Annotated in this window: 19 protein-coding genes; 6 read left to right on the forward strand and 13 right to left on the reverse strand. The window is 60.9% G+C overall.

The window, feature by feature from the left end; all coding sequences use genetic code 11:
- Positions 1 to 378 precede the first annotated feature (378 nt).
- The 7 genes from HYT87_09685 to HYT87_09715 all read right to left on the reverse strand — a co-directional run bounded on the left by HYT87_09685 (position 379) and on the right by HYT87_09715 (position 5637).
- Entirely contained in the window at positions 379 to 996 is a 618-nt protein-coding gene (locus HYT87_09685; GenBank protein MBI2060028.1) for a hypothetical protein, read from the reverse strand.
- 26 nt (positions 997 to 1022) lie between these two features.
- Entirely contained in the window at positions 1023 to 1397 is a 375-nt protein-coding gene (locus tag HYT87_09690; protein ID MBI2060029.1) for a hypothetical protein, read from the reverse strand.
- Between the two features lies 1 nt (position 1398).
- A complete protein-coding gene (locus HYT87_09695; GenBank protein MBI2060030.1) occupies positions 1399 to 1884 on the reverse strand; it encodes a hypothetical protein in 486 nt (161 codons plus the stop codon).
- Entirely contained in the window at positions 1874 to 3127 is a 1254-nt protein-coding gene (locus HYT87_09700) for a radical SAM protein (GenBank protein ID MBI2060031.1), read from the reverse strand. The genes HYT87_09695 and HYT87_09700 overlap by 11 nt, the downstream gene beginning before the upstream one ends.
- Before the next feature lie 2 nt (positions 3128 to 3129).
- Positions 3130 to 4176, reverse strand: a complete 1047-nt coding sequence (locus HYT87_09705) for a CoA ester lyase (protein ID MBI2060032.1) — start codon at positions 4174 to 4176, stop codon at positions 3130 to 3132.
- A gap of 13 nt (positions 4177 to 4189) precedes the next feature.
- The gene (mce, locus tag HYT87_09710) at positions 4190 to 4600 is read right to left on the reverse strand and encodes a methylmalonyl-CoA epimerase (GenBank protein MBI2060033.1); all 411 of its coding nucleotides are present in this window, start codon (positions 4598 to 4600) and stop codon (positions 4190 to 4192) included.
- A gap of 245 nt (positions 4601 to 4845) precedes the next feature.
- On the reverse strand, positions 4846 to 5637 hold the full coding sequence (locus tag HYT87_09715; protein ID MBI2060034.1) for an enoyl-CoA hydratase/isomerase family protein: 792 nt from the start codon (positions 5635 to 5637) through the stop codon (positions 4846 to 4848).
- A 105-nt stretch (positions 5638 to 5742) separates the two neighbouring features.
- On the opposite strand from HYT87_09715, the gene HYT87_09720 reads away from it, so the two are divergent.
- On the forward strand, positions 5743 to 9789 hold the full coding sequence (locus HYT87_09720) for a PAS domain S-box protein (protein MBI2060035.1): 4047 nt from the start codon (positions 5743 to 5745) through the stop codon (positions 9787 to 9789).
- A 31-nt stretch (positions 9790 to 9820) separates the two neighbouring features.
- On the forward strand, positions 9821 to 10144 hold the full coding sequence (locus HYT87_09725; protein ID MBI2060036.1) for an SDR family NAD(P)-dependent oxidoreductase: 324 nt from the start codon (positions 9821 to 9823) through the stop codon (positions 10142 to 10144).
- 64 nt (positions 10145 to 10208) lie between these two features.
- On the opposite strand, the gene HYT87_09730 is transcribed toward HYT87_09725, so the two are convergent.
- The 6 genes from HYT87_09730 to HYT87_09755 form a co-directional block, all read right to left on the reverse strand.
- Complete coding sequence (locus HYT87_09730; protein MBI2060037.1) at positions 10209 to 10445, reverse strand: helix-turn-helix transcriptional regulator; 237 nt, start codon at positions 10443 to 10445, stop codon at positions 10209 to 10211.
- Positions 10446 to 10574: 129 nt separating this feature from the next.
- On the reverse strand, positions 10575 to 10736 hold the full coding sequence (locus HYT87_09735; GenBank protein MBI2060038.1) for a DUF1931 domain-containing protein: 162 nt from the start codon (positions 10734 to 10736) through the stop codon (positions 10575 to 10577).
- A 135-nt stretch (positions 10737 to 10871) separates the two neighbouring features.
- Complete coding sequence (locus HYT87_09740) at positions 10872 to 12131, reverse strand: hypothetical protein (GenBank protein MBI2060039.1); 1260 nt, start codon at positions 12129 to 12131, stop codon at positions 10872 to 10874.
- A 12-nt stretch (positions 12132 to 12143) separates the two neighbouring features.
- Positions 12144 to 12725 (reverse strand): class II aldolase/adducin family protein, encoded by a 582-nt coding sequence (locus HYT87_09745; GenBank protein MBI2060040.1) that lies wholly within the window; start codon positions 12723 to 12725, stop codon positions 12144 to 12146.
- Positions 12722 to 16003, reverse strand: a complete 3282-nt coding sequence (locus tag HYT87_09750; protein ID MBI2060041.1) for a HEAT repeat domain-containing protein — start codon at positions 16001 to 16003, stop codon at positions 12722 to 12724. The genes HYT87_09745 and HYT87_09750 overlap by 4 nt, the downstream gene beginning before the upstream one ends.
- A 74-nt stretch (positions 16004 to 16077) precedes the next feature.
- Positions 16078 to 17265 (reverse strand): putative DNA binding domain-containing protein, encoded by a 1188-nt coding sequence (locus HYT87_09755; GenBank protein ID MBI2060042.1) that lies wholly within the window; start codon positions 17263 to 17265, stop codon positions 16078 to 16080.
- A 106-nt stretch (positions 17266 to 17371) separates the two neighbouring features.
- Here HYT87_09755 and lsrF point away from each other — a divergent pair, with 106 nt between their 5' ends.
- From lsrF to HYT87_09775, 4 genes are all read left to right on the forward strand, one after another.
- The gene (lsrF, locus tag HYT87_09760) at positions 17372 to 18196 is read left to right on the forward strand and encodes a 3-hydroxy-5-phosphonooxypentane-2,4-dione thiolase (protein MBI2060043.1); all 825 of its coding nucleotides are present in this window, start codon (positions 17372 to 17374) and stop codon (positions 18194 to 18196) included.
- 66 nt (positions 18197 to 18262) lie between these two features.
- Positions 18263 to 19291, forward strand: a complete 1029-nt coding sequence (locus HYT87_09765; protein ID MBI2060044.1) for an alcohol dehydrogenase catalytic domain-containing protein — start codon at positions 18263 to 18265, stop codon at positions 19289 to 19291.
- Positions 19292 to 19362: 71 nt separating this feature from the next.
- Positions 19363 to 21414, forward strand: coding sequence for a sulfatase (locus HYT87_09770; protein MBI2060045.1), 2052 nt, complete (start codon positions 19363 to 19365; stop codon positions 21412 to 21414).
- A complete protein-coding gene (locus HYT87_09775) occupies positions 21404 to 23806 on the forward strand; it encodes a sulfatase-like hydrolase/transferase (GenBank protein MBI2060046.1) in 2403 nt (800 codons plus the stop codon). The genes HYT87_09770 and HYT87_09775 overlap by 11 nt, the downstream gene beginning before the upstream one ends.
- Positions 23807 to 23902: the final 96 nt, after the last annotated feature.

Genomic DNA, 23902 nt, shown 5'->3' on the forward strand with positions numbered 1-23902 from the left:
GTGAGCACAAGACCTCGATTGCTCTTGGTTGTTTTCAAGATTCGAGGGCTTGCCGTGGCCATCGAAAGCATCGTACGCCGTGTCCGATAGATCGCAAGACCAATCAGTCACAATAGGGGCGTAACCAGCAGAAAGGCGGAATTCGCGGCTCTCCCGGGCTGCAAGGCCCGTTTGCGGCATTTTCGCAGTTCTCAGGAGATTGAACCATGACGTTGAGTGTGTCTTTTTCCCTATCCTGTACCGGTGCCGACAGGCCTGGCGATTTCCAGCATACGCGATCGCTTCGTGATTGAGGGGTGGGTTGGCGCCTCGTCAAGGTCCTGGGAAGAGAAAGTGCGTGGAGGGGCGCCGGATGGACTCAAGGTCCAAGAAGGTTCTCTACTGACACTGAGTCAGGCATGACTTCTGGATCTCCGTGTCTTTGAAGCCCTGGCAGGTGCGGAGGCACTCGTCCTTGCGCCGGCGCCGGTCGCGCTCGCGTTCCGCTTCTTCGGGGGAGACCCGCGAACCGAAATTCCAGAGTGAAGAAGGGAGTTCGGTTCCCGGCGAGGCGGCAGCGCCCGGCCGCTGGGCCGAGGAGGCGGGCTGGCTCACGATCAGCGACTCCCCTTTGGCGTCGGTCATGGTGAATCCGGGCTGGCCGTCGTCCGCGATGAAAAAACTGGCCACGGATTTGGCGTTCTTGTGAGTGAGTACAAGGCCGGCGGACCCCTTCTGGGAGACCGTGAACTGGGTGCGGAGGACGCCCTCTTTGTCCATGATCCTCATGCCCACGGAGCCGTCGGGGAGGAGTCCGAAAAAGGCCCGATTCTTTCCCTGTTCGTCTTTCACCACGTAGAGCTGGGCGCGTGCGATAGGGGCATCCGGGCTGTGCTCTTTCTCCGCACGGGCGGTGGTCGTGGCCAGAAAGAGGGTATGGACCAGAAGTGTGGTCATGACCGAGGCCACGACGGCGGACCAAACGGGTTTGAAAACCAGCTTCTTCATCTCATTCATGAGGATCTCCTTTCCATGGGGGATGTTCACGGCAGATCCGGCGGGATGATCGAACGGTGCGAGAACAACCAGGCCAACGCGACGAGGGCGGAGACCGTCAAGATCACCGCATAACCCGCCATCATCCGCGGCAGAAATGATTTGGGATTGAAGTTGGCCCGCAGCGATCTCGAAAGACCGGTTGCGACGGCGGAGGCGACGGTTCCCGCTGTGAGCGCAAGGATGATCCTGCCGTAGAAATCCATTCCGACGAGGCTCCCCGAGGCTGCGAAACGCCAGACGCGTTCGACCGGTTCGTACCAGAGGAGTCGAGTGGGCACGAGATACGCATACAGGAATGCCGCGAGATATCCGGTGACAAAAGTGCTTGCGGCAAGATGGCGGTTGGTCGCCGTGGGCATGTCAAACCGCCCGGTAGGAGACAATGGCCAGGCCGGAGACCACGTTGAACAATACGATCAGCGCCGTGGCACCGGACAGGAATAAGTAGAAAGGAAGCCCGCTCCGGTCGTTCTTGGGATCGAAAGACGGCCCGATCCACGCGATGGCCAGAACGAGCGGAAGACCGACGGCGCCCCACGCCTCTTTGAGGTCGAACCAATTCGAGAGCCGCGGCAGGTGAGAGTCGAAATAGGCGGCGCGCACGCGATAACGATAGGTGGGATAGGTCAGAAGGCCCAAGGCAACCGTCGCAACGTACGCGGCCGGCAGGATCCGGGAGTGAAGTTTCTCCAGCCGGTTTCGGATCGTCGATCCACGCTGATACTGGATCAGGGCGGCCAGGTGGTGAAAACTGGACCCGGTGGCGGCGAAGGCGAACAGCGCGTGGAGTACGAGGAGCGGCTTTCGGAAGTCCTCAAGGAAGAGTCGGATGGGCTCAGTGTCCAACGGCGTCGCCCGAGATCCGTTCCCGGTGGTAGTCGATGACTTTGGGGCATTCGGGGTCCGGCTGACGGGCATCACCTGTCGCGAAAGCGGCGACCGCCCGGCATCCGCCCCGGCAAAGGTGAAGGTACGCGCAGGATTGACATGGTTCAGGCGCATCTTGATTCCAGTTCCTGAACACGGCAAAACGCCCGGGATCTTCCCATGTATTTGGAAGCTCGGCCAGCGGGGCCTCGGCGCCGGTCCAGAAGCTGCATCCGGAAGCCGAACCATCCGCGTGCACCGCCATGAGGTAGTTCCCCGCGACGCATCCCTGAACGGTGAAGTGCTCCAATCGCTCCACGCCGGGGTCATGATAGCAAAGGAATGGCACGAACGAGCAGTCGGATTTCAGCCGGATGCGGTGCCGGCGAGTCCATTCAAACAGGAGTGGAAAAAACGATCGGCCCTGGGCTTCCGTGAGGCGCGTGCTTTCGTAACTGGACGCCGCCGCACTCGCCGCGTCATCCGGCCATCCTTGGCCGGAGCGAGAGGTTGCGAGTGCCGCAGGCTTCCTGCCTGCGGCTCGCCCCGTCGGTTTGTACCGGAGGAATTCGACCTCGTTGAGCTTCAGCGATTTGGCGTAGCGAACGACCTCTTCGAGCACCTCGAAATTCTTCCGGCTCACCACGCAGTTGATGCCGACGCGTTTGACGCGCCGCCGGAGAAGCCGAAGGGCCCGATCGGCCGCCTCGAATCCCCGATATCCGCGATGGACCGCATACGCCTCCCCCACGCCGTCGAGACTGACATTGACCTGGCCAAAGATACGGCTTTGGCGTGCCTGCTCTTCCGTCATGGACCTCCCGCTCGTGGTGACATTGGGGATCATCCCTTTTTCGCGGATGTAAGCGGCGAGATCGAACAGCCCATCGAAGGTGAACGGTTCCCCGCCGCCGAGAGCCACGTGGAGAGCGCCCAGGCGGTGAAGATCATCCACCCGCTGCTTCAGGACGTCGAGGGGGGGGCGGAAGGACGGCGCGGGTGTGGAGTTGGAGTAGCAATGACGGCAACCATTGGAACAGAAATCCGTAATCGAGAGATGCACTTCCACGGGCCCCGAGAGGAGCCCCACGGAGGTCTCGCCCGACCAGCGGGCGCCGCCTTCGTGCCCCATCTTCCGCATGAGGGCGCGGTCGGCCAGCACCAGGAGCGCCGGCTTTTCAAATGCGACGATGCCGCCGAAGTTCTCGAGGCGGACGCGCATTCTCAGGCGTTCGCCCGTACCTCTTTGGCCGCCTTCAGAATGTCATATCCCGTGATCTTCGCGCTGCGCGCGGCTTTGTCCGCCAGGTACGCGGCTTCCACGAGGCCGGCTTGAACGCCCTTGCTCAGGTCGCCCAGCGCCATCTTGGCCGTGGCCTCATCCACCATCTCGCCCCGGTGGTGGTCGAACATCGCCCCGCCGCCCTGTTCGTGATAGAGCTCGATGACGCGCTTGGCGTTGTCAATCTCGTCCTTCGACGGCGTGTAGCACTCGTTGGAAATTGCGGCCTGACTGGGATGGATCACCCACGTGCCGTCCATTCCAAGCGCCGCGGCCCCCATGTTCTTCTCACGAATCCCGCGTTCTATGGCAGCCACGTCCTCCGGTGATGCACCCTTGCGGGGAAGGCGGAGGAACACATTGTCGATGGCGTGCAGGCCGTGCGCCTTCGCGGCGGCGCACACGCGCTGCTTTGCATATCCGAAATTGACGTTCTGATCCTCCACGATATTGCGAATCCGCATCCAGGAGGCGTAGTCGGCGATGCCGAAAATGAGCCCCGCCATCCGGGGCGAGGAGGCGGCGATCTCGTAGGCGTTTTCGAGCGAAACCGGATTCTCGATCAGCGTTTCGATCTGGATCTTGTACGTCCAGCCGGCCTGCTTCTCGCACTCCGTCAGGAGCTTGTCTACCAGCCGCACATCTTCCGGCCCGAAAATCTTCGGAAGGATGATGCCGTGGAACCGGTTGGGCGCGCCGGTGACCACGGCACGAACGTCGGCTTCGAAGAACGACGACTTGATGTTGTTGGGCCTGAACGTGACGACCTTCGGCCCGTAGTTGAGCGTGTTGAAGGCCTCCACGATCGTCTTGCGGCTGACGTCGCCCTTGAACTCGTAGGGGCAGGCGTCCTCGAGGTCCGCCATCACGAGATCGACCGGGGATTTCACCGGGTCTGCCGCGTTGCGGTGGAACTTCATGTCGTGACCGGGATACGTGAGCTCCGTCCGCGGGACCACGACTCTTTTTCCGTCATCGAGAACAAACATGGGTTTCCTCCTTCTACTTTTTCCTGGGCGTTTCGCAAAGTTCCAGAAGAACACCGCCCGTTGATTTCGGGTGGATAAACGCAATCTTCTTCCCGTGGGCGCCGACGCGGGGTTTCTCATCGATGAGCTGCGCGCCCTTCGCCTTGCAGTCGGCCAGTTTTCCTTCGAGGTTCTCCACGCCGAGCGCCAGGTGGTGGATGCCGGGTCCCCGCTTGTCGATGAATTTCGCGATCGGGCTGTCCGGCGAGGTCGGCTCCAGGAGCTCGATGTGGGTCTCGCCCACCGGAATAAAGGCGGTGCGGACTTTCTGTTCTTCCACCTCTTCGAAATGATCCGGGTGGATGCCGAGGACCTCCTCGTAGAACTTCAGCGCGCCCTCCAGACTCGGGACGGCGATTCCGATGTGGTCCACCTTCTTGAACATGGTTGCCTCCGCAATGGGGATCGAAAGGGAATTTCGAACCGGAGCCGAATTAGCACAGGCGCGAGGGCTTCGTCAATTCGGGGCCGACGGGGAGTGGGAGATCCACAATGCCTGGCCTCCCCATCCTGGTAGCCGCAGCCCCTTGCCTAGGATGGCATGGGGCCATGATAGGTTGTGGCCCAGGGAATGGGCCACATGGAACATGGCCTTCAGGCTGCGCACAAGACGCGGGCTGAAGCCCGCGTCTACCGTCCCTTAAACTCCGGTTCGCGCTTTTGGATGAAGGCGCTCACGCCTTCGACCAGATCTTCCGTTTGCGTCACGATCGTCTGGCAGAGCGCCTCGTATTCCAGCGCGGCTCGAAGATCCGTTTCGGCCTGGCGATAGACGGCGCGCTTCACCAACTTCATCGGGATCGCCGGCCCCTTCGCCAATTTGCCCACGAACGCTTCCGTCACTTCCCGGAGTTTGTCCGGAGGAGCGATTTTGTTGACGAGCCCGACCCGATGCGCCTCCTGGGCTTCAATCATCTCGGAGGTCCAGATCAATTCGAGGGCCTTGGAGAGTCCCACCAGCCGCGGCATGAAGTAGGTGCCGCCCATGCCGGGACTGAGCCCGATCCGCAGGAACCCGGTGCTGATTTTCGCTTCGGTCGACATGACGCGTAGATCGCACGCGAGGGCGAGCATCATGCCGGCGCCCACGGCATGGCCGTTGATCATGGCCACCGTCGGGATCTCCAACTGCGTGATGCACAAGAACTTCGGGTAGAACCTGAGGAACCCTTCGCGCCGTTCGGGTACAGGGGCTTGGAGGTCCATCGAGGTGCTTCGGAGGTCCCCCCCTGAAGAAAACGATTTGCCCGCTCCGGTTACCACCACCACCCGGGCCTCGCGATCGTCCCGGAGTTCTGCGATGCATCGCGAGAACTCATCCCCCATTTCGGGGCTCATGGCGTTTCGCATGTCCGGCCGGTTCAGCGTGATCCAGACGGCGCCGTTTTTTCTCTCGACCAGAAATGTAGTGTACTCGGCCATGCTGAGGGTCACGTTTACCTCATGGAGGGGCGGGTGCGCAAGCGCGGAAGTGTGACCGCGCCTATTGAACAACCGCGGCAATTGGACTAGGTTTCAGAGCGGCGGATGCTGACAAAGAAACGAACCATTCTGCTCGGTACAGGCGCGATCCTGCTCCTGATCGTCGCTTCGGCGATTAACGGCTACCGGCATACGGTGGATGAAACCGCTGTCGATTTCAACCGATTCCAACTGGCCTTGGTGCGCACGGTGGCCCTGTCCGTTCATGCGCGTCTTGAAGTCATGGTGTCGGACCTCAAGCAGCTTAACAATCGCCCGCCGATCCAGTACCTCGATCAACCCTTCATGTCGGACAGGCTCCTCAAGTTTGTGCGTGAATCTCCCCGGAGCTTGGTCAAGGAGGCGTTCCGGGTCGACGCCTCGGGCCGTGAGGTGGCGAAGGTGCGGGGAGACGGCGAGGGACCGGCGCATCGCCGCCTCTGGTCCGAAAAGGAGATGTTCGACTGGGCACGCCAACTCTCCCACCGTGGACATGCGCGGTTTGGCGACGTGCGGAGTATTCCGGGTGGAGGGCAGGAAGTCCTCCTGATCATGCCGACCTACGAGGAAACAACCGGCACCTCCCATCGCAAAGCAACGAACCGGTTTGCGGGAGTGACGGGACTGGTCATCGACGTGGACCGAATGCTCCAGCTCTATGTCTCCACAACCGAGAAGGCGGCGCCGGCCAGTTTCATCTGCGTGGTGGACGGCGCTCATCGGTTCCTCCTGCACACGCGTGTTCCGTCGATGGTGGGGAAGGGGGTTCTTGAGGGGGTCGATCCTGAAAGCCGCGAAGGCCGGTTTCTGACCCGCGCCACGGAGGAGCCGGAAGGAACGGCCGAGGGATTCTCCCCAGACCGCACGGGACGGGGAAAACCGAGCGAAGAAGTGGTGGCGTGGTCGTCCGCCGAGGTCGAGAACCTGAACTGGCGGATCAAGCTTCACACGGCTCACTCCACGGTGGTGGCCAAGGCCCGCCATGCCTTTGCCATGCAGCTCTGGACGGTGGTCTTCCTGATCCTGACCGTGGGAGGGGGTGCCTGGCTGATGCTCCGGAGCGAACGGCTTGAGATCGCCGCCCGGGATCGCGACCTCGCCCAGCGGCGCGAGTCCGAACTTCGCTTCCTCGTCGATCGTATCCCGGCCATTCTCTGGTCGGTGGATACCGACCTCAAGATCACTTCCATCCTCGGGGCGGGACTGGCGCCCCTCGGGGTCAAGCCGAACGAGACGGTGGGGATGAGCCTGTATGACTACATGCAGACGCGCGACCCCGCGAATCCCGCGTTGTCTGCGGCGGCCCGCGCGCTGAAGGGTGAGAAAGTATCCTACGAAATGGAATGGCAGGGCCATCCCTTCCAATCGTTTGTGGAGCCTCTGCACGATTGGACCGGAAAAATCGTCGGTTGCCTCGGTCTGAGCCTGGATTTTTCCGAAAGAAAGAAAATCGAGGAGACGCTTCGTCGCAGCGAGGAGCGGTTTCGGATCATCGTGGAGAACGCGCTGGACCCGGTCATGATCGTGAATCGCGACGGCACCATCCGCTATGCCAGCCGAATGGTGGAAGAGGTTCTCGGCTATTCCCTGGACGAATACCTCGGCCAGTCGGCCTTCGAGTTCATGCACCCGGATGACCTCGGCGCCTCGGTCAGTGAGTTCACCCATTCCGTTGAGCATCCCGAAGAGACGAGGCACTTCACCAATCGCATCCGCCGGAAAGATGGATCGTGGAGAACGGTGGAGGCCACCGGCAAGAACCTGCTCGGCGACCCGGCCATCGCGGGCATCGTGGTCAATTTCCGGGACGTGACGGATCAACGCAAGGCCGAAGAGACGGCCCAGGCCGCGCAGAAGCAACTCCTCAGCATCCTGGATACCTTCGACGCGATCATCTGGTCGCAATCGCCATGGGACCGGAAATTCTTGTACGTGAGCCCGGCAGCCGAGCGGATTCTCGGGCACCCCATCGCACCCATCCTCGAGAACACCCGGTCCTATTTAGACGTGGTCCTTCCGGAAGACCGGGATCGCGTGGATTTCGGAACGGAGATCATGGAGAAGGGCAAGTCCGACACGGAGTACCGGATCCGGAGGCCGGACGGTGAAATCCGCTGGCTTCGGTCCCGGGGTTGGGTGGTCAAGGACGAGAAGGGGTCCGTGGTGCGTCTGGACGGCATCACCTCGGACATCACTCAGCGGAAGCGGGCGGAGGAAGCCCTCCAGCGGGAAAAGACCTACTTGCAGGGAATACTGGACAACTCGATGGACCTGATCTTCACCGTGAGGCGAGACGGGACCTTTGGCTACTTCAACCCCCGGCTCGAAGATGTGACAGGGTATCGGCAGCAAGACCTCACAGGCCGATCGTTCATGGAGTTCATACCGGAGCATCGCAAGGCCTTCATGCTTGAGCGGTGGGAGGAGATCAATCGCGGCATTTCCGGCCGGTACGAGACGGAGATCATTAGGGCAGACCGAACGCTGATGCAGTGCAGGATTTCTCACTCGGTCTTGCCCGGCTTCGACGAGTTTCTCGTTGCGTTGCAGGACGTCACGGAGCAGAAAATGGCTGTCGAAGCCCGGAAGGAAAGCGTGGCGTTGTTCGGATCGCTGGTCGAAAACATGCAGGCGGGGGTGCTCGTGGAATCCGAACAACGAAAAATCTTCGTGGTGAACCAGGCTTTCTGCAACATGTTCTCGGTTCCCGTTTCGCCCGACCGACTGATCGGTGCGGATTGTAAGGAGGCGGCGGTGCGCGACAAGGATCAGTTCGCGGAGGGCGAGACGCTTGTGCAGCGGATCGACGAGATCGTGGAGCGGCGGGAGGGAGTCATCGGCGAGGAAGTGCGCATGGCGGATGGACGCGTCTTCGAGCGCGACTACATTCCGATCGTCACCGATCATCAAAAGTTCATCGCTCATCTGTGGCAGTACCGGGATGTCACCGAACGGAAGCGCGCCGAGGCGGAGCGCATCCGGGTGAGCAAGATGGAATCGATCGGGCTCCTGTCCGGCGGGATCGCGCACGATTTCAACAATATTCTGACCGGCATCCTCGCGAACGTCTCCGTGGCGAAGAAAGAGGGGAAGGCGGACACCGAACTCTTCGCCGCCATGGCCGACGCGGAGAAGGCCGCTCTGCGCGCCCGGCAACTTACGCAGCAGCTCCTCACACTCTCGCTGGGCGGGGCACCGGTCAAGAAGACGGTGGATCTCGCGCCTCTCGTTCGCGATGCCGCGGATCTGGCGGTGAAAGGAACCCGGGTGAAATGTGAGTTCGCGTTGCCGGAGGATCTATGGCCCGTGGAGGCGGATACGGTCCAGCTCAGTCAGGCCGTGGCAAACCTTGTGATCAACGCATGGCAGGCCATGCCTCAGGGCGGCGTGGCCGAAATCAAGGCGGAGAACGTGTATGTCGGTCCCGGGCACGTGCTGCCGCTCAAGAGTGGTCAGTATGTGGTGGTGACGATTGGAGACCACGGCCCGGGCATCCCGCCCCAAAACCTTCAGAAGATATTCGAGCCCTACTACAGCACCAAGCCGAGGGGGAGCGGTCTCGGACTGACGGTGGCTCATTCCATCGTGGCCCGGCACCTTGGTTATCTCGCCGTGGACTCGAAGGTGGGCGTCGGGACGACCGTTGCCGTCTACCTCCCGGCCTCCGAAGGGCGCGTGATCCCCGCACTGGAAGAAAAGATGGAAGTGGCGATGGGCGAAGGACGGGTGCTCGTGGTGGATGACGATGAACACGTGCTGATCGCGGCCGAGCGGCTGTTGAAGAAGCTCGGGTACACGGTGGAAGTGGTGCAAGATGCGGAATCCGGCATCGATGTGTATCGCCGGGCCATGGAGGCCGGGCTGCGGTTCGACCTGGTGATGATGGATCTTACGATTCCCGGCGGCATGGGGGGGAAGGAGGCCGTGGCCGAGCTGCTCAAGATCGATCCCGAAGCAAGGGTGGTTTGCGCAAGCGGTTACTCCAGCGACCCCGTGATGTCGGACTTTCGCCGGTACGGTTTCCTGGGCTGCCTGCCGAAGCCGTTCCGAATCCAGGAGTTGAGCCGCGTTCTCGGCGAGGTCCTTGCGCAGCGCTTGCGCCCCTCATCTTGATCCGACGTCTCCGGTCCTGTAGCATCCGCCGATGCTTCCCCTTGGCTCGCTGAAAGATCAAGTCGCCGTCATCACCGGCGGCGGCACCGGTCTCGGGAAGGCCATGGCCGATGAATTCGGGCGGCTGGGAGCCAGGCTGGTTCTCGCGAGTCGAAAAAAAGAGAACCTCGATTCCGCTGCGGAGGATCTTCGCAAGAGGAAGATCGAGGTGCTGACCGTTCAAATGGACGTGCGGAAGCCGGAGGACTTCGTCAACGGCGACGTGTTCACGATGGACGGGGGGGAGTGGCTCAACCGGGGAATCTTCCGCGCTCTGGATCGCCAGGAAGCTCCCTCGATTCCTCCAAGGAAATAGAGGCCCGCACGCCCCTCACGGGGCGGGAGGATCTCCGGCTTTTTCTCTGAACCCGGCGGGTGCCCTATCGGGCCGGCGGCTTGAAAAGGTCGGAAGGGGAGACACGAAGGACCTGGCCCAGCGTGAAAATCGTGTCGAAGGACGGCATCCGCTGTCCCCTTTCGAGCAGTCCCAGGTAATTGGCGGAAAGCTTGAGCGCCTTCGCCAATTGCTCCTGCGTCATCCCCACCTTTGCACGGAATCGGCGCGTGTTGGCGCCCACCCATGTCGCGAGTTCCTGAGTATCTTTTGCCTGTCTCATGATCGCTTTGCTCCCTCCTCGGCAACGATCCGGCCTTTCGGCCGGTCGTGATACCGGCCGACCTCTGAACTTCTTCGGCGGACCCAACGCCCGCAATTCAGGCCAGAGAGCGGCCGGGAACGAATGCCCCTACAGGTCGCTCGGTTTCAGCGTCTTGCGACCGTTCGCTTTGCAGCGCGAGATCGCCTGACCGATCAGGTCGCGGACGACCTTGTCCAACGCGCCGTAGAATTCCGACGAAACGTTGTGACCCTTGGCGGCGCCCTTCGTTCGGCTCTTCGAGATGATCAGTTCTTTTGATTTTCCTTTTGCCATGTCGAATCTCCTTTCGGTTTCAATTTCAATTTGTGAGCGTAAAGCCATGTATCACAGGCATGAGGCCCATTGCAAGTCATTAATCACCGGGGTGACAAGCTGAAAGGGCCGTCAGAACCCGATCCCGAGGGAGAATCGGATGCCGGAGCCCTCACGGGAACCGGCAAGCGTCTCCTCCGCGGCCTGCCAAGACACCTCCGTGACCCATTTCAAGCGGCGGAAGAGTCCGAACTGCGCGCCGCCCTTGAGTTCGAAACCGAAACCGAATTTGGAATCTCCCCCCTGGTTCGTGGGATTGAAAACGGCGCTGTTGCTGAGGGACTGATACTGGAACGCCGGGCCGACCCCCACGAAAGGTCGGGCGAATTCCGAACCGCCCAGTGGGAAAAGGACGAGGATGCCGAAGGGGATCCGGGTCAAATTGGAAGTATCGGTCCGGCCGTCGGATCGGGAAAGGCTCGCCGAGCCGGAGAAATAACCCATCGATGCCTGAACGATCCATGGCTCACGCCATACGAAGCCGACGTCGATGGCGGGGCCGAGAAGCTGGCCGAAAACCTGCCCGGTCTTGGCCGAGGGGCTGAGGATGGAAAGGAATCCTGCGATGTGAATGCGGCGGCTCGGCGGCAGGGGCACGGGACGGTCCGCCTGTTTCGGCCCTGTGGCGTTCGCAAGCTCCGCCACCGGCTCTTCATTTCCGGGGTCGATCGGCTGGCCCTGAAGTTTGATCCAGCCGGGGTTGCCGAGGCTCCATTCCACGGTGCGTTCCAAAGGCGAGCCGACGAGGGCGACCAGCTGGCCCAGTTCGGGTCTCAGCCGGGATTCGAGGTGCTCCACGCGATTCAGGAGATCGTTCCACGCCAGCACGTCCGGAGCGGGGAGTGCGGTTCTCGGCCGGCGACCTTCCTCTCCGCTGATGGAAGCGGGCCTGCCTTGCCCCAAGTGGTCCAACCGGGCCACGAGCGCTCCCAGGGAAGTGCCCCGGCGTACCACGCGCTGCGCAACGATCCGGGGCTGCGCTGGTTTTGCCCGGTAGTCGCGGGCCAGGTAGATGACGGCCTCGAAGGGGGAATCCCAATCGAACGCCTCGATCGGGATGCTGCCGAGCCATCCACTGAGTCGCCGCGCCAGTCTGCCCTTCGTTTCCCTGCTGTAGACGGCGGTCCGGTCGGTCTTGACCCGGAGTCGCACCGCCTTGAAGTCAATCCCGCGACTGCGAAGAATGCGCTGCACTTCGAACGAAACGGGCTTGGGCACATCCGCCGAGACGAAGAGGGCGACCGTGGACCGCGACTTGGGGGGTGCGGCCATCGCAGGATGAGTGATTCCGAGGACCAAAAGGGCCGGCAGGAGAAATCTCAGACGCATCACGCCGCCATTATATCACCGGGATGATTTCGACAGGATGGCGGCGGAGAATTCCAGAGCGGAGGTCAAATGCAGCGCTTCTTCGAGTGTAGCCCCGATGGCATATGAGCCGTGGCCCCGCATCACGGCGATCCGATGCTCCCGAAGCACTCCGGGCAAGATGCGCGGCATCTTCCGGTAGCTCTCGATGGTGTTGGCGCCGACGACGGGAACGCGCTGAAGGTGATGAATGCCTTCAACATCCACCGGAACGACGTCCCTCCGGTGTAAGGAGAGAGCCACAGCCTGAACGGGATGCGCGTGCACGATGGCCCTTGCGCCCGTCAGAGCATAGATGGCCCGGTGGATCTCGACATCCACGGAGGGGGTTCTTGATCTCCCTCTCCCCTTGCCCGCCGCGGCGGGCTGGCGGGAGAGGGTCAGGGTGAGGGGTACCTTCACAATGTCCTTCGCCCTCAGAACCCCCAGCATTGCATCATGCCTCGTGATGAAAATGGCCTGCCCGATCCTCACACTCATGTTCCCACTGTGCGACCCGACAAGGCCCAGATCGAAGAGGATTCGGCCGACCGAACTGAAAGTGTGGGCAAGCGTCACGAATGCCGGATCTTCCGCTTCTTCTTGATAGCTCTACGTGCTGATGGCGAGGGTGGAAGCGAATCGGAAATGCTCCATAGAGCCTCGATTGCGGCTGCACCGTCCAGAGAACGCGGAGTTCGTTTCTTGAGCAGTCGGAGAAGCGGTTGGACGCCCTCTTCCTGTCCAAGTCTGCCCACCGCGATGGCAGCCGATCTTCTGACTTCCACGTTCTTGTCAAGCAAGGCGGCAAGGAGCGGTCGCAGGCCTTTTCGATCACCGATCTCGCCAAGGGCCATGGCAGCCGGGGCGCGCACCCTGGGATCCGATTCTTGTGTGAGCATCTTCAGGAGCCTTGGAACTGCGTCAAACATCCGGGCGGCTGATACGCCGAGGGTTCCTGCCCGTTTCACATCCGGGCTTCCATCCATCAACGCCTTCAGCAACGCATCTTTCGCCTGTGGAGAGCGCATGCCGGCCAGTGCAAGTATGGCGGGTGCGCGAATTTCCGGTCTTCGGTCCTGGGAGGCGTCGAGCAGTATTCTTTCCGCATCGGAACCTCCAATCCGTGCCAGAGCAAAGGCGACCTCCCGGCGGGTGTCACCGTCACTTTCACGCTTAAACCGCTCCTCAAGGGGACCCAACGCATCGGGATTTCCCAATTGAGCCAAGGCTTGGGCAGCGGCGCTTCTTACTTTCGGGTTGGAATCATCGGACAGGATGTTCAAGAGCGTCCGAATCGATTGGGCGCTCCTGAAAAGGCCCAATACCAGCGTCGAGGTGAATCGGACAACCGGGCTGTTGTCGTTGATGGCCTTGAAAACCTCTTCTTTCGCTCTGGCGCTCCGTGCCCACGTCAAACCGTTGATTGCAGAAGCGCGGACAGTGTCGTCGCGGCTCTGAAGCGCCTCGATCAGGATTTTCTCGGTTTCCGGAGTTTTCCTCCTGCCCAGTTCTGTTCCGGCCAACCACGAAAGGGGCGGATCACCGCCGTGGAGTTTTGTGATCAAAGCTTCAATGGGATCCTCGTCAGGCCACCACACTTGGCCTCGTCTCATTTTGACCAAGGCTCTTGAGATTTCACCGTGCAGGCCGGAGTGACGAACTTCCCTCAAAGCCCACTTCCAAACCTGAAAAGGGATTCTTGGGAAAGTCTTGACGAAGTTTGTTGCAATGGTCGCCCTTAGGTCTTGCGGCAATGCTTCCGTTACCTCCGCGCCTAGAAGAACGGCCAGGACATCCTGCTTGTGAAGAATCTTGGTGATCCAATTCCGCCTCCCGCCCTGACGAAGGTTCATGAAATGTTCGACGAGATTCCTTGCATCTTCCTGACGATTCTGGACGTGGCCCATGTAGCCTGTCCCGAGGCGAATGACCTCCTGCCATCTTGGATCATGGAGATGTTGAAGAACCTCGCTCTCAAAATTGCCTTCAGCGTGCAGGCCAACAGCCGCAAAGAACTCCTGAAACTCCAAGTGCATGAACCCCCACTGGCCGGGGCCTCTTTCAATGAGGATTTGGACCTCTTCCCCGGCCTTGTCCAGAAACACCGCGGCCACGCGACGGGCCTCGGCCTTGGACAGCTTTTCTCTCTCTCGAATCTTTTCCGCGAGGACGTCGATCACGAACTCTTTTGGGGCCGCTCCCGTCGGCCACTCTCGATGCAGGTTGAGTGCGAGATGTCCGAGGACGGGCACGGCCTGTTCCGCATACGGGATGGGCCGACCCGATACATGGCCGGAAACGAGTCGTCGAGCGGTCTCCCACGTTTCGCAAAGGGCGCGGGAGAATATCTCGTACGCCAGAACCCTGTGGTGAGGGAGATCTCCTTCAGCTCGGTGGATGAGGGCAAGGGCCGAGAGAGCGAACGGGTTTCGAGCGACCTCCGACAGGCGCGGATTCTCCCGAAGCCTGGAGAGGAGCTTATCCGCATCACGGAGAGCCATCGGATCGTCACCGCCGATCTCCCATTTCCGGTAAGCCCGCGTGAATGCCCTAACGTAGGTCTCAACCTGGCGGTCGTCGAATGAATCCAGATAGATTTCGGCTTTGTCGTTCATTTCGAAACCGGAATAGCCGACTGTTCGCGAAGAAATGATGAACCGATTTCTTGGATATGCGGTGATGAATGTTTCAAGCCAGGCGCGGGTCGCATGCCGGTTTTCGGTTTTTACCTCATCCAACCCATCGAGCAGGACCAAACATTCTCCCTGTTCCAGGGAGCGGTGAAGGAAGGTCCGAAGTTCATCTTCCTGCCCAACATTCCGCTCGTGGAAATACCGCGCCATGGCATCTGGAACCGAGGGGCTTCCTGTCATGGAGTTCCTCATTTCGGCCAGATGGCCCACACTGACAGGCAAAGGCAGAAGTCTTTCACTGAAGCCCAATTGCCGATCAAGACCGATCCTTCCCTCGGACGAAACGACGGCCAGCCACCTGAGGACCGTCGTTTTCCCCGATCCAGGTTCCCCCAGCAGGACGATCCGTCGATTTACCCGAAGGGCTTCCGCCAGATCGCGTGTTAAGAGAGGCGACAGCACTTTACCCGCCTCGACGTCTGTCTTTGCGGCCTCACTGGAAGGTCGGTCGAAGGGGATGATGCCGTCCGTAGTGCTTTCTTTCTCAGCTTGTTTGATGTGAGGTGAGACAAACACATCCAGGAGGCCCAAGACCGGGGGTTCCTTTCTGGTGAGGCGGAAACCGACGTAACGAAGATTTTTTATCTCCGGGCTGTTCGAGTAGTACCTGAATTTGTCCCAATACTTCAGATCCTTGTCGGGGAGAAACTTCTCCGGATCGGCTCGCTCACGCGCCGCCGGGGGGAAAACGTATGCCACCACATGATCCTTCTCGGAAAGACCGAGACACGGGAAATGTTCAGGTCGTTCGCGCTCGGGCAGCATTAGATAGACATCCTCCGTAACCGCAACGGAGTTGGAAGGCGTGGCCTGCTCCAGATGCCCGCACAAGTCAATGGCCTGGTGAGACATCTTTCCCGTTTCAGGCTCCCATTCCACGGTTGCGGAACTCACGGCAATCCGAGCCTGCAACCCCAGTGAAACACACACCTCTTCCCAGAGATTCTTTGCAAGCTGAAAACCCCGAACGGGCGCCGGTGTTCCTTCATCATCGGTGAGGTAAATCATGACGCCGTCCCCCTGCCAGGTCAGCGGTTGGACGGCATGAAAACCACGCGCGGCCGCCTCTACGGCCGCCCAGTAGCGATTGTTGCGCTTGCGCCATTGCCCCTCGATCAGCTCCTTCTTCTCCTGTGTGGACCCCTCCCTGTCGATCTTCACAAACGCAAGGGAAATCCTTTCCCCTGGGATGATCTTGTCCCACCAAAGGTAGGGTGAGGAGGGGGAATCTGTAATCAAGGTCTGACTACACGACCGCTGAGCACCACTCGGAAGTGCCCCCCTTCCTCCCTGAAATCGGGGTCCGGAGCCCCAAGTTGTCTCATGCGCCGGATCATCTCGGGGACGCCAAATCCGATGCTCTCCCGCTTGGTCGTGCGATTCAAGAGAGCGGAAATAATCGGATTCCGGCGCTGAGTGATTCCGTTCTTGATGTTCTCGATCGTCAGCTTGTTCAAGAGGCCGCCTGGGTTCACGATTTCAATCCGGTCATCGAAGACGAATAGGCGAATTTGTGAGCTGGCCCGGTAGTCCCGGTGAGCAAGGGCATTGAGGACCGCCTCCCGCAGGGCTTCTTCAGGTATGCCACCTGGTCCCGGTTGTTCCACACGGTCCCATCCCTCGATGTGTGAGGGGGACACAATCTGTTTTCTGATGAATGCGAGAACCGACTCCAATTGTTGGGAAATCCTCCCTGTGATGTCTTGTTGATCCTTGACATCATGCCTGAACTCTTTTCCTCGAATGCGGACGGCGGAGATCCTGGCATCAAGGAGCCATTTCCCGGGAAACTTTGCGAAGAAAAGAATTCCTGCGAGGGTAGGGATCCCACTTGGGTCGAGGCATTTCAATTCTTGGAGATAGCGAGGGAGTTCCTCTTCCGTGAAATTCCTCCCATACATTTCTTGGGTAAATTCGCTCGTGGCCTGCTGGTCCAAGTCTTCGTAGGTCGAGCCTGATACCGGTGTTTCGTCGAAGTGGGAATCGGCGGATTGGAGAAGCCTCACAAGCTCATCGCGTGAAGCCTCTCGCGACCGGTTGGCGTCTCTGACGTAGTAAAGGTGTCCTGCCCTAAAAGGTCTGTCCGTAGAAAACCCGGGGATTTCCACAACAAGAAGGGGCATTTCTCCGACCATGATCTTGTTTTGCGTACAGGAAATTGGCGGATGAACTTTATCCCGACATGCTTGACTGACCTTACGCATGATGGAGTCGGCTTGCCCCATGTCCCCGATGCCGGAGAGACTTCCATCATCCTCTACGCCGATGAGGATGACGCCGCCCCCGGAATTGGCGAAGGCCACGATTGCCTTGGCCATGATGTCGAGATCAACGTCGAAACCCGCCTTTGCGACGCCCTTGAACTCGGTCCTGGAATCTTCTCCTAGAGAGAGCCTTTGCTGGATTTGAGCTGCATCAACCATGGCAAGAGTATAACCACCGCAGGGACACGGCGCAAAACGCCAGAGCCGGAACCGGCTTGCCCCTCACCGCCCGAAAATGGAATAATGCGGCCCAAAGGAGAAAACGATGGATTGGGGAATGAAAAACAGAATGTCCGCCGTGTTCCGGCCGGAAACGGGCCGCGCCGTCATGCTGGCCGTGGATCACGGGTATTTTCAAGGTCCGACCACCGGCCTGGAATCGCCGAGGGATGTGGTGGCGCCGCTCCTGCCGCATGCCGACGCGCTGATGTGCACGCGCGGGCTACTCCGAAATTGCGTCGATCCCTCCACGAACGCTCCCGTAGTGCTGCGAGTTTCAGGCGGGCCGAGCGTGCTCAAAGAGCTTTCCGATGAGGAGATCACGACGTCCATGCAGGAGGCCGTCCGTCTGAACGCGGTGGGCGTGGGCATGTCCATCTTCGTCGGTTCCGAGAACGAACGGCGCAATATCGTGAATCTCGGCCGATTGGTGAACGAGGCGGAGGATTGGGGGATGCCGGTGTTGGCGATCACCGCGGTCGGCCGCGAGATGGAGCGCGATGCCCGTTACCTCGGATTATGCTGCCGGATCGCCGCCGAGATCGGAGCCCACTACGTGAAGACGTATTTCTGCAAGGATTTCGAGAAAGTGGTGCAAGGGACGCCGGTGCCCGTGGTCATCGCAGGCGGGAAGAAACTCCCCGAACGGGAGGCGCTGGAACTTTCGTACAACGCCATCCAGGGTGGGGCTTCGGGAGTCGACATGGGCCGGAATATCTTCCAATCCGAACATCCGGTGGCCATGATCCGCGCCGTGCGGGCGGTGGTCCACCAGAAAGCAACGGCCAAGGAGGCGTTCGATCTGTACGAATCCCTCGCCCGCGGAAGAGAGGAGGTGGCTCAGTTGCCGAAATCCCGGAAGGCGAGATAACAAGCGAAAGAGTCTTCCGGCTCCGCCCCTTTGCAAGGGGAGGTTGGGTGGGGTAGAAAAGCTACCATGCGCGTAGGAATGTACTACAGCAATAAGGACGTTCGGGTGGAGCAGAAGCCCGTCCCGAAAATCGGTCCCGGCGAGGTCCTCGTCAAAATCCACGCCAGCGGAATTTGCGGGAGTGACTTGATGGAATGGTACCGGGCGAATCGGGTCCCGGTGGTACTGGGCCATGAGGTGGCGGGGGAAATCGTCGAGGCGGGCGAAGGCGTCGAGGGCTTCAAGGTGGGGGATCGCGTTTCGGTGACGCACCACGTGCCCTGCCTCAACTGCCACTACTGCCGGACCGGACACGAAACCACCTGCGACACCCTCCGGCGCACAAACTTCGATCCCGGAGGCTTCTGCGAATTCGTCCGCCTGCCGGCCATCAACGTTCAGCTTGGCGTGGTGAGACTTCCCGATGGCGTGTCGTACGAGGAGGGCTCGATGGTGGAGCCGGTGGGGTGCGTGGTGCGCGGCCTCCGGCTGGCGCGCTTCCGGCCGGGCCTCACCGTGCTGGTGATGGGCACGGGCGCCTCGGGGCTGCTGTACGTGAATGTGGCGTTCGTGCTGGGCGCGGGACGAGTCTTTGGCGTGGATCTTTCCCCCATGCGTCTTGAGGCCGCCCGGACCTTCGGCGCGATTTCCACCTTCGAGGCGGAAGATGGCGTGCCGGCCCGCCTCCGCTCGATGAATGAAGGGCGGCTTGCCGACCTTGTGATTCTCTGCGCGGGCGCACCGGAGGCGATCGCCCAGTCGCATCGATGCGTGGAGCGCGGCGGCACGGTCCTCTTCTCGGCGCCATGCAACGGAAATCAGCCGGTCTCCCTGCCGTTCAACGACCTCTTCTGGCGGAACGAAATCACCTTGACGAGCACGTACGGCAGCGCTCCGGCCGATTCGAACGAGGCTCTCGCGCTGATCCGAAGCGGGCGGCTCCACCTGAAGAACATGATCACCCACCGGCTGGGCCTGGGTGAGATCGGCAAGGGCTTTCGACTGGCACTAGAGGCCCGGGACGCCCTCAAGGTGATGATCGAGCCTCAGCGGTAGTCGTTGGGGTCAAGTCTTGACTTGATACTTCTCACCGATCTCGGCAGGACCAAGAAGTGTCAAGTCAAGACTTGACCCCCAGGCGGAGGATCCGCCGGGCCATCGCAGTCGGACTCCTCATCTTTGTCATCCAGTTTGCCCTCTCTCTCGCGTTTCTTGCGAGTCAATCCGTGATGGGGGTCCAGGATCCCCGTTTTGAGGAGCTCTTCAAAAAGTATTTTCTCCTCTCCGCCGCCTGGATGCAGCTCCGGATTCTTGGCGCCTACGTGGCGGTGGGTTTGGTGCTCTCCCTATTCTCCGCCCTGCCGTTCGTGGCCGTTCCGAGCCTGTCCCGGTTGCCCGCGCGCGTGCGAGGGTACGGCTTTCTGGCCATGCTCTCCCTCCTGCACATCGGGTTTCTATGTGGAGATATTCAAGCCCACCCCCAGAACTATGCGGAGTTTCTTTATGATCGGGGGAGGGGGAGACGACTGCTCCAGATTCTTCTCACGGATCACGGGTTGGGGAACTGGGCGAGGGGATTCGCCTGGGGTCTGATGGGGGCCTGTGCCCTCGCGGGCTGCGCGGCGCTGTTTCGCCGATGGCCTCGTCGGACCTTGGCGGCGGGCGTGGCCTGTATCCTCGGGCTTTGGGTTGGATGGAAGGGCGTTGGGATTTCATCGAATTCGGGGCCCAACGTCATCGTGATTGCGGTGGACTCCTTCCGATCCGATCGCCTGTTTTCGCCGATCACGCCGCGGATCAGTCGACTGGCGGAGGACGGGGTGTCCTTCCTGCGCGCCTATCCCGACGTCGCCCGCACCTTTCCGTCCATGGTGACGATCCACACCGGCCGCTACGCGCCCCGGCACGGCATCCGGGAAATGTTTCCGACGCAGGAGCAACGGGCCCGCATCGGCACGACGCTCCCGCGGTTCCTTCGCGACCACGGCTACGCGACGGCCGTCGTGGCCGACTACGCCGGCGATATTTTCCCCCGCGTCGACCTGGGGTTCGACCATGTGGACTGCCCGGACTTCACCGCCGAAGTGCTGATGGAACAGCGCTCGCTGGAAACCCACCCACTGCTCCTGCCCTACGTAAGCCATCCGCTTGGCATGAAGTTGTTCCCCGCGCTTCGGGAATTCACAAGTCTCAGCGAGCCGGCTGCCCTGGCCGCGCGCGCCGACGGAATGATCGGCCGACTCTCTCGTTCGCAAAAATTCTTCCTGACGATCTTCTTTTCCTCGCCTCACTTTCCCTATTCGGCGCCGGATCCCTACTACCGGCAGTTCACTGATCCGGCCTACCGGGGGCCGTACAAGTATCACAAGGCCAATCGCATCGATCTGGCTGAAGAAACGCTCACGGTGGATGACCGCGCCCAGGTCCGCGGGCTCTACGACGGGGCTCTCTACGCCGCCGATGAAGCGGTGGGCGCATTGGTGCGGCGAATTCAGGAATCGCCCATCGGGCCGAACACCCTCGTCATCATCACCGCGGACCACGGCGAAAACCTTTATGAGCACGGGTGGATGGGACATGGCGACGAGTTGTGGAATGAAGAAGGGATTCGAGTCCCGATGGTGTTTCTGGGAGCCGGACTCACGCCGAGAAAAATCAGCGACGATCCCATCTCACTCGCGAGCTTCACGCCCACACTGGTGGAATGGCTGGGATTCCGGCTGGAGCAGTACGGCCCAACAGACGGAAAGAGTCTGGCGCCGGCGCTCCGCGGCGGGCTTCCACCGAGTGATCCCATTTATCTTGAGACAGGAGCATGGTTCGTGCCGAAAGGGAGCGCCCGGTTCCACCGCGAGCGCATTCCGTACGCGAGCCTGCTCGATTTCACCGAGATGGACGTGGACCACCGTTTCGAGATTGTGGTGCGCCCGGAGTACGAATCGATCATCAACGGCAGCAAGCATCGGGCGATCATGTCAGGAGACTCTCGACTGGTTTACAAGCCCCTGCGCGGCGGCCCGGAGTATAACTTGCTCCGGATCAAGGGTTATGACGTGGATCCCGGGTTTGATGCCGCGGAGGGACTCCGACTCCTCCTAGGGCTGAGGAGAATGGCGATGGAGATCGGTGGTGAAACCCTGTTTCACGAATTCCTTGTGGAGAATCCGGATGCTCCGTAGTTTGTTCAAACTGGTCGTCGCCCTGCTGGCGCTGGTGGCGCTCCGGAAGATCGCTTTCGAATTTCCCCACTGGCGGCCCGATGTGCTGGGAGAACTTCCCGAAGGCCGGCTCTTGAAGCAGGGCGAATTCGAGGTGGCAGAGCGGCTGGCCGAGAAGCACCCCGTTTTGGTGAACTTCGATGAATCAACGGATGTGCGAATCCAGTCGGCCTTCAACCTTGGAGTAGCGATGAAGGGGACCGGCCGTCGAGCCGGACAATCTTGGGCCGCCGTCGGGCGGCTTGGTCTCGCTCTCGAATCGATGCCCGTGGTTCTCGTTCCTCCGGGCGGTGTGGTGGCGTACCAGGTTGTCCTGCCCCCAAAGGCCGCCTTTGAAACGCACGTCGCGTCCTGGTTTCCCGATAGCGACTCGGCACGGCTCCTGCGGTTCAGACTGGACGTTATCTCTGAGGGGAGCGCTACCACGGTGATGGACGAATCGGGGCCCTCCCACCACCCTCCGCATTCTTCCCTCCTCTCGCGGGGCTTGGCCGCGATTGAAAAGTGGTTCGCGCGGGGTGCGCGACCGAAGCGGTGGCTGTTCAAGAGGGTGGAGACGGATCTTTCTCGATGGAGCGGTCGGTCTGTCATCCTGCGATTTCGAGTGGAGGGGGAAGGACGGGATTCCGCCGGCGTCGGCCTGTGGGGCGCACCGATCGTGATCGGAGAGCGGACCGCCCCGAAACCGAATCTCCTCTTTCTGGTGATCGACGGACTCAGCCCCCAATTCACCGACTGCCTGGAAGACCGCCCTTGGACGGACACTCCGGTCATTGCCGAACTATGCCGGAGTGGAGAGGTGGTGAGGCGGATGTACACGGCGGCGAACGGAACGAGGGCGAGCGTGGCTGCGCTTGCGTATGGTGTCCGCGCCTCCGATCTTCTGCTGCCGATTTACGACCGCGAAATCCCGGACCGTGTGCGCCGGCTCCGCGCTTGGGGGCCGCCGTCGATCTTCGAACAGTTGGCGGAGCGGGGATATCGGACCGCCGGCATCCACGACAATATCTTTGCCGTTGAAACCCACGAGGCGGGCTACGATCTCGGCATCGAGGAGAGCTACATCGTGCACGGCACGATGCAAGACACGCCGAACATCGTGCATCTTGCATCGAACTGGATCCGGAACCACCGCGGATTGCCTTTCGCTATGTACGTTCACGTGGATGTGACGCACGACTTGTTCAAAGTTCCGCCGATTCGCGACATGGCCGCGACGCTGGTCCACGCGCCGAGCTCCGTATTCAAAGCCTTCCGATATGCCTCAGGAGCCCACTACAGCGATCGCGTGGCCGGGTGGTTGCGGGATCTCCTGAAAGAGGAAGGGCTGGAGGACGATACGATTTTCGTCGTCCTCTCGGACCACGGCAACATTTTCAGCCGGGACAAGAAGCGTTCGTATTTCTCGAAGCGCGATGGCCGATGGCAGTGGAGCGATCCGTATGGGTGGCACGGAGGAACGACGTATGAAGACGACCTCCGCGTGCTGTGGGTCCTGAATGGACCGGGCGTGAAGCCGGGGGAGCGTGAATTCGGGTGGCTGCCCGAGGAGGCGGGGAAATGGGCGCGAGCGGCGGGCGACGACCTGCCCGATCCCGCTGAATCTTTCACCGATTCCTGCCGGCCGATTGACATGCAAATGGGGGAGGCATGGGTGTGTCCCGACTCGCTGAAGTTCGTTCGTTTTGCAGAAGGAATTCGGGTCAAAGGGGATGGCCCCGAGCGCCGCGCGGTGGATGAGGCGTGGCGAGTTTCGGATGATTTCCGTGAACACGTGCTTTCGGGAGCCGACAGCGAAGAGGCGTTTCGCCGAAATCCGCATCCCAATACCCATTCACCGCGAGGATGGGTGCTGAGGATACCCCCAAGTTCCTCGATCGATGGGCGCGTGGATTGGGAGCGGGGGGGGGGGCCGTCCGGGAAGAAGACAACAGCCGCGTCTCCTTCGTTGCCCGTCGTGGCGTCGGACGAATCGCTCGGATGCACGATTCAAGAACTGACCCCAAGCGGGATGGCATTACGGGCGAGGACGCAAACGGAATGGTGCGAATTCTATTTTGAATCCCCCGAAACCCGGATCCACCTGGACTTGAGCGAAAATGGGCAAGAAGTGAAAACGCTTTCGCTCGGCCCGTTGGGAGTAATCGAGAAGGGGTCTCGTTTTGAATTCGACTCGTCGAAAGCCCCGCTCCTGACAGCGGGCAAAGGGATGCCCTCGGTCTTTCTCACCGAGTTCCCCGTCCTCTTCATCACCGGGCGGCGAACGTGGGCCTATTCGAACCTTCCGACGAATCTGAGTCGCCAGACCCCCGAGGTCGTCCAGATCATGAAGGATTGGGGCTATCTCAAGTGACAGCTTGCTTGGAGCCGACCTCCGGACTGGGTTGTGTTCCGGGCCGGAACCCGGTAGCCGCGGGCTTTAGCCCGCGTCTAGTACGCAGCCTGAAGG

It is taken from the genome of Nitrospirota bacterium, assembly GCA_016180645.1.
Classification (GTDB): domain Bacteria; phylum JACPQY01; class JACPQY01; order JACPQY01; family JACPQY01; genus JACPAV01.